Here is a 4,938-nt window from a genome sequence, read left to right as displayed (position 1 = left end):
GGCCGGGGCGGGACGCAAGCCCGGTCCGGCGCCCGCCGGTCGGGCCAGGAAACGGTTTACACCGCGTACTTGGACTCTCATAGCATTCGCAGCACCATCGCTCATCCTCCTCCTGCTCCTCAACGTCTACCCGCTCGTCTATGCCTTGATTCAGGCACTCCATGACGGCACCCTTCTCGACACCGGGCCCTTCGTCGGATTGAAGAATTTCGGCGACGTCCTCGCCCAGCCCTCGTTCTGGTCGGCGACGTCCTTCACCGTCGTCTTCACGATTGTTGGCGTATTCGGCTCCTGGCTCGTTGGACTCGCGCTGAGCCTGCTGCTTCGCACCCACATCCCTGCCGGCGGGCTGTTCAAGGTACTGCTTCTCCTGCCGTGGATCGTTCCGACGGTGGTCTCCGCGACGTCGTGGAACTGGCTGGTTGCAACACCCCAGAGCCCGCTTCCGGTGATCGCTGAGCGTCTAGGCTTCGGAAACGTGCTCTTCCTGGCAGACCCGGTGCTTGCGCAGGTGGTCGTCTGCCTCTTCAAAGTGTGGATTTCGTTCCCGTTCATGATGATGATGATGTCCTCGGCTCTCGCCTCAGTCGACACGAACGTCTACGAAGCGGCGAAGGTCGACGGGGCGACAGGGTGGCAGTCGTTCCGGCTGATAACACTCCCGCTGATTGCGCGTACGACGTTTGTGTCGTGGATTCTGATGACGATCTTCTGCGTCAACGACTTCCCGACGATCTTCCTGCTCACCGGCGGGGGTCCGGCACATGCGACGACGTCGCTCGTCCTCCTCGCCTACCTCACCGTCTTCCAGAACTTCCAGACCGGGCCGGGCGTCGCCATCGCATTCCTGATGACGTTCGTCCTCGTGGTGATCTCGGTTGTTCTTTACCGCCAGATCCGAAAGGTCAACGTCGAATGATAACGACCAGTGCTCCCCAAGAAGACGTCCGGACGGGACCCCGGGACAGGAGCGGGACTCCGGCCGGCCGCCAGACCTCACAGGACATCCGCCAGAGAGGCAAGTGGCCCCGCTTCATCTTGATCCTGCTCATGACCGCCGTCGTGCTGGTCCCGATTGTCGCCGTCTTCGGACTGTCGCTGACACCGTCACTCGGCTCCAACGCAGAAGGTCTCACCTTCGAGAACTTCGGGAACATCTTCACGCAGACGGCCGTCCTGACCTGGCTTGGCAACAGCCTTGTCATCACCGCCTTCACGGTCGTTGTCGCCGTCGCGGTCGCGGCTCCCGCCGGTTACGTTCTGTCCAGGGCCCGCAACCGGCTCGTGTCGGGATATTCGCTCATCCTGTTCGTCGTGCAATCCCTGCCTGTCGTCACGTCGGCGATCCCGCTCTTCATCTTGTTCGCGAACCTCGGGTTGGTGGACAGCCTCTTTGGCGTCGTGATCATCTACGTCGGTGCCACGATGTCGGTCGCCATCTGGATGATGGCTGCCTACTACGACTCCATCCCCATCGCCCTTGAAGAAGCCGCCTGGATAGACGGTGCCTCGATCTTCGGTTCGTTCACCCGGATCGTCCTCCGGAACTCCCTGCCGGGTATCCTCTCAACCGCGATCTTCTCGTTTCTCCTGGCCTGGAACGACTACCTCATCGCCGTCGTGTTCCTCCGGTCCGACCCGAACTACACCCTTCCGGTCGGCTTGGAATCCTTCTTCCAGCAGAACGCCACCAACTGGGGCCTCGTCATGGCGGTCGCCGTCGTGATGATGCTCCCGCCGATCATCCTGTTCGCGTTCCTCAACAAGCACTTCTCGGTGGGCGGAATCGGCGGGTCGCTTTCCAGCCGCTGAGAGACGCCCGCAAGAACGCATCAACGAACCATGCCGCATGGCGGCAGCAAGGAAAACATGAGTACCCCTGATCCACGATTCACGACCAAAACCGCACTCGTCGTGCGCGGCGGTTGGGACGGGCACCAACCCGTCGAGGCCACGAACCTCTTCATCCCGTTCCTCGAGGCGCGCGGCTACACGGTGCGCGTGGAGGAATCACCCGCCGTCTATGCCGACAGCTCCTACATGCCCTCGGTCGACCTCATCGTGCAGTCGAACACGATGACCTCGATCGAGAAGGAAGAATTCGAAGGTCTCAGATCCGCCGTCGAAGCGGGAACGGGACTCGCAGGCTGGCATGGCGGCATCGCCGACTCCTATCGCAACAACTCCGACTATCTGCAGTTGATCGGAGGCCAGTTCGCTGCGCACCCCGGCAAAGCCCCCGAAGAGCTGACCGGTGAACAGGCTGACAACTACCGCCTTCACACCATCAACATGAGCGAAGCTGCAGCCTCGCACCCGATCACCGAAGGCATCGTCGACTTCGAGCTGACCACTGAGCAGTACTGGGTGCTCCACGACACCTACAACGACGTGCTCGCGACCACCACCCAAGCCGTCCGGCCCTGGGATCCGTGGAACCGCGAAATCACCTCACCCGCCATCTGGACCAGGCAGTGGGGCGAGGGCCGCATCTTCGTCTCTACGCCCGGTCACCGTGTAGACATCCTCGAGAACCCGAACGTCAAAACCATCATCGAAAGGGGACTGCTGTGGGCGTCCCGCTAACCGTCGGAGTTATCGGCGTCGGAAAGATCAGCGAACAGTACTTTGAAAGCCTTCCGAAGCTGCCCGGTCTCAAGCTCGTCGCTGTCGCAGACATCAACGAAGAACGTGCGCACTCCGTCGCCGCCGAACAGGGCGTCGAAGCCTGAGTGTCGAAGAACTCCTCGCCGACGACCGCATCGACTCAATCATCAACCTGACTATCCCCGCAGCGCACGTCGAAGTCGGAACCCGGGCGCTCCGCGCCGGCAAGCACGTCTTTGCCGAGAAGCCCCTTGCGTTGTCCCCGGAAGACGCCCTCCCTATGCTGGAGCTCGCCGACTCTTTGGGGCTTCGAGTCGGGAGCGCGCCCGATACCGTCCTCGGCACCGGCGTCCAAACGGCCCTGCAGTTGCTCAACGAAGGTGCCATCGGCACGCCGGTCGCGGCGCAGGTTCACTGGTCCGCACCCGGACACGAACGTTGGCACCCGTCACCACTGTTCTACTACGAACCCGGAGGCGGCCCGCTATTCGATATGGGTCCCTACTACCTGACCAGCCTCGTCATGTTCTTCGGACCGGTTGTCCGCGTATCGGGAGTGGCCACTCGGTCCAACCGTGCGCGAACCGTCGAGACCGGACCGCTGGCCGGCACGCCGATTCCAGTCGAGATCGACACCCATGTCAGCGCGATCCTCGAACATGCGAACGGGGTGATCACCACAATCACGGTCAGCTTCGAAGTCTGGGCCACCCGGACTCCGCTCTTCGAGATCTACGGCACGGATGGCACCATCGCCGTCCCCGACCCGAACCGATTCTCAGACCCCGTCGAATTAATGACCCGGGAAGAACCGGAACGGCGCGAGGCGCCAACCTCTGCTGGCTATGAGGATGCCGGGCGAGGTTATGGTCTCGCAGACATGGCCAGGGCGATCGAGACAAACCGCCCACATCGCGCCTCCGGGCGGGTAGCGTTCCACATCCTCGAGATTATGGATGCCATCACACGCGCGAGCCGGGAGCATCGGGTCATTGACGTCGACAGCACGGTCGACAGGCCGGACGTTGTGCCGTTTGGTGCGGCACCCGACACCTGGTAGGCGCAAACTCACCGGCACTACACTGGGATCACCGGGCCGAGGCAAAGTGACCGGCTCTCGAGGGAGGTCCGTGATGGCAGGTCCATTGCTCGAGACCAAACTTCACGTTCCCGGGCCACGGAGCGCTCTCGTGGCCCGCCCCAGGCTGATCAGCCGTCTGGGCCAGGCCGATGAGCAAACGCTGATCCTCATTTCAGCTCCCGCCGGCTTCGGGAAAACAACGGTGCTGGCCGAGTGGCTGGCAGATTCGCCCGCCACTGGCCGATCGCACGCCTGGCTCTCACTCGACCAACGGGACAACGATCCCGTGCTCTTCTGGACCTACCTTGTGGCTGCCCTGGACAAGGCGTCTACCGGAATCGGCGCCAGAGCACTCGCTGCACTCCGGTCCACGCAATCGAGCACTGAAGACTTCCTGACCACCCTGATCAACGAGTTACAGGGTGGTCAGGACAGGTTTACGTTGGTGCTCGACGATTACCATGTCATCGACAATCAGGGCGTGCAGGAGGCTCTGGCCTTTCTCGTAGAGAACCTGCCCTCGCAACTGCAACTGGTCATCGCGAGCCGTGCCGATCCAGCTTTGCCGCTCCCGCGACTCAGGGCACGCGGCAGGCTCCTCGAGATCCGTGCCGCCGATCTCCGCTTCACCCTGGAGGAAGCTGGCACCTACTTCAACGCCGTGATGGGACTGGGTCTCACCGCGCAGGATATCGCCGCCCTCGAAGGGCGGGCGGAGGGCTGGATCGCCGCGCTCCAATTGGCGGCGCTCTCGATGCAGGGAAGGGGCGACGTTGCCGGCTTCATCGCGGGTTTCGCAGGTGATGACCGGTACGTCGTCGATTACCTCGCGGAAGAGGTACTCCAGCGCCAGCCCGACGACGTCCGGAATTTCTTGCTGCAGACCTCCATCCTGAACCGGCTCAACGGTCAACTCTGCGACGCTGTGACCGGCCAAAACACCGGTAAAGCAATGCTCGAGGCGCTCGATCGGGGGAACCTGTTCGTGGTTCAGCTCGACGACCGACGCTGGTGGTACCGCTATCACCACCTCTTCGCCGACGTGCTGCGGGCGCGTCTCATGGACGAGCAGCCAGGCCGCATCCACGAACTGCACGAGCGCGCGAGCCTTTGGCACGAACAAAACGGCGACATTCCGGAAGCTATCCGCCACGCACTGGCCGCCCAGGACTTCGAGCGGGCCGCGGACCTGATAGAGCTCGCGATCCCTGCCCTGCGCAAGGACCGCCAGGAAGCCACGCTGAGCCGTT

At 62.7% G+C, this 4,938-nt stretch carries 4 protein-coding genes and 2 pseudogenes; all 6 read left to right on the top strand.

Translation table 11 applies throughout. The annotated features are described in order from the left end of the window. A partial coding sequence (locus tag AHiyo1_RS13950; RefSeq protein WP_253257346.1) for a carbohydrate ABC transporter permease occupies positions 1-919 on the top strand: 919 nt, incomplete at its 5' end. Beyond that, positions 916-1,812 (top strand): carbohydrate ABC transporter permease, encoded by an 897-nt coding sequence (locus AHiyo1_RS13945; RefSeq protein WP_059388967.1) that lies wholly within the window; start codon positions 916-918, stop codon positions 1,810-1,812. The genes AHiyo1_RS13950 and AHiyo1_RS13945, both read left to right, overlap by 4 nt. 57 nt (positions 1,813-1,869) lie before the next feature. Next, positions 1,870-2,586 (top strand): ThuA domain-containing protein, encoded by a 717-nt coding sequence (locus AHiyo1_RS13940; protein WP_059388968.1) that lies wholly within the window; start codon positions 1,870-1,872, stop codon positions 2,584-2,586. Continuing rightward, positions 2,475-2,863 (top strand): annotated as a pseudogene (locus tag AHiyo1_RS27945) (Gfo/Idh/MocA family protein); the annotation flags it as partial. The gene AHiyo1_RS13940 and the pseudogene AHiyo1_RS27945, both read left to right, overlap by 112 nt. Before the next feature lie 24 nt (positions 2,864-2,887). Next, a complete protein-coding gene (locus AHiyo1_RS13935) occupies positions 2,888-3,667 on the top strand; it encodes a Gfo/Idh/MocA family protein (protein ID WP_253257344.1) in 780 nt (259 codons plus the stop codon). Between the two features lie 328 nt (positions 3,668-3,995). Continuing rightward, positions 3,996-4,938 (top strand): annotated as a pseudogene (locus AHiyo1_RS24785) (helix-turn-helix transcriptional regulator); the annotation flags it as partial.

It is taken from the genome of Arthrobacter sp. Hiyo1 (assembly GCF_001263615.2).
GTDB lineage: Bacteria > Actinomycetota > Actinomycetes > Actinomycetales > Micrococcaceae > Arthrobacter.
This window is presented reverse-complemented; position numbering and strand designations above follow the sequence as displayed.

What these genes read in the sequence shown, in the direction of transcription:
- AHiyo1_RS13945 (WP_059388967.1), top strand. Translation starts at nt 916, where the DNA reads ATGATAACGACCAGTGCTCCCCAAGAAGACGTCCGGACGGGACCCCGG.
- AHiyo1_RS13940 (WP_059388968.1), top strand. Translation starts at nt 1,870, where the DNA reads ATGAGTACCCCTGATCCACGATTCACGACCAAAACCGCACTCGTCGTG.
- AHiyo1_RS13935 (WP_253257344.1), top strand. Translation starts at nt 2,888, where the DNA reads ATGCTGGAGCTCGCCGACTCTTTGGGGCTTCGAGTCGGGAGCGCGCCC.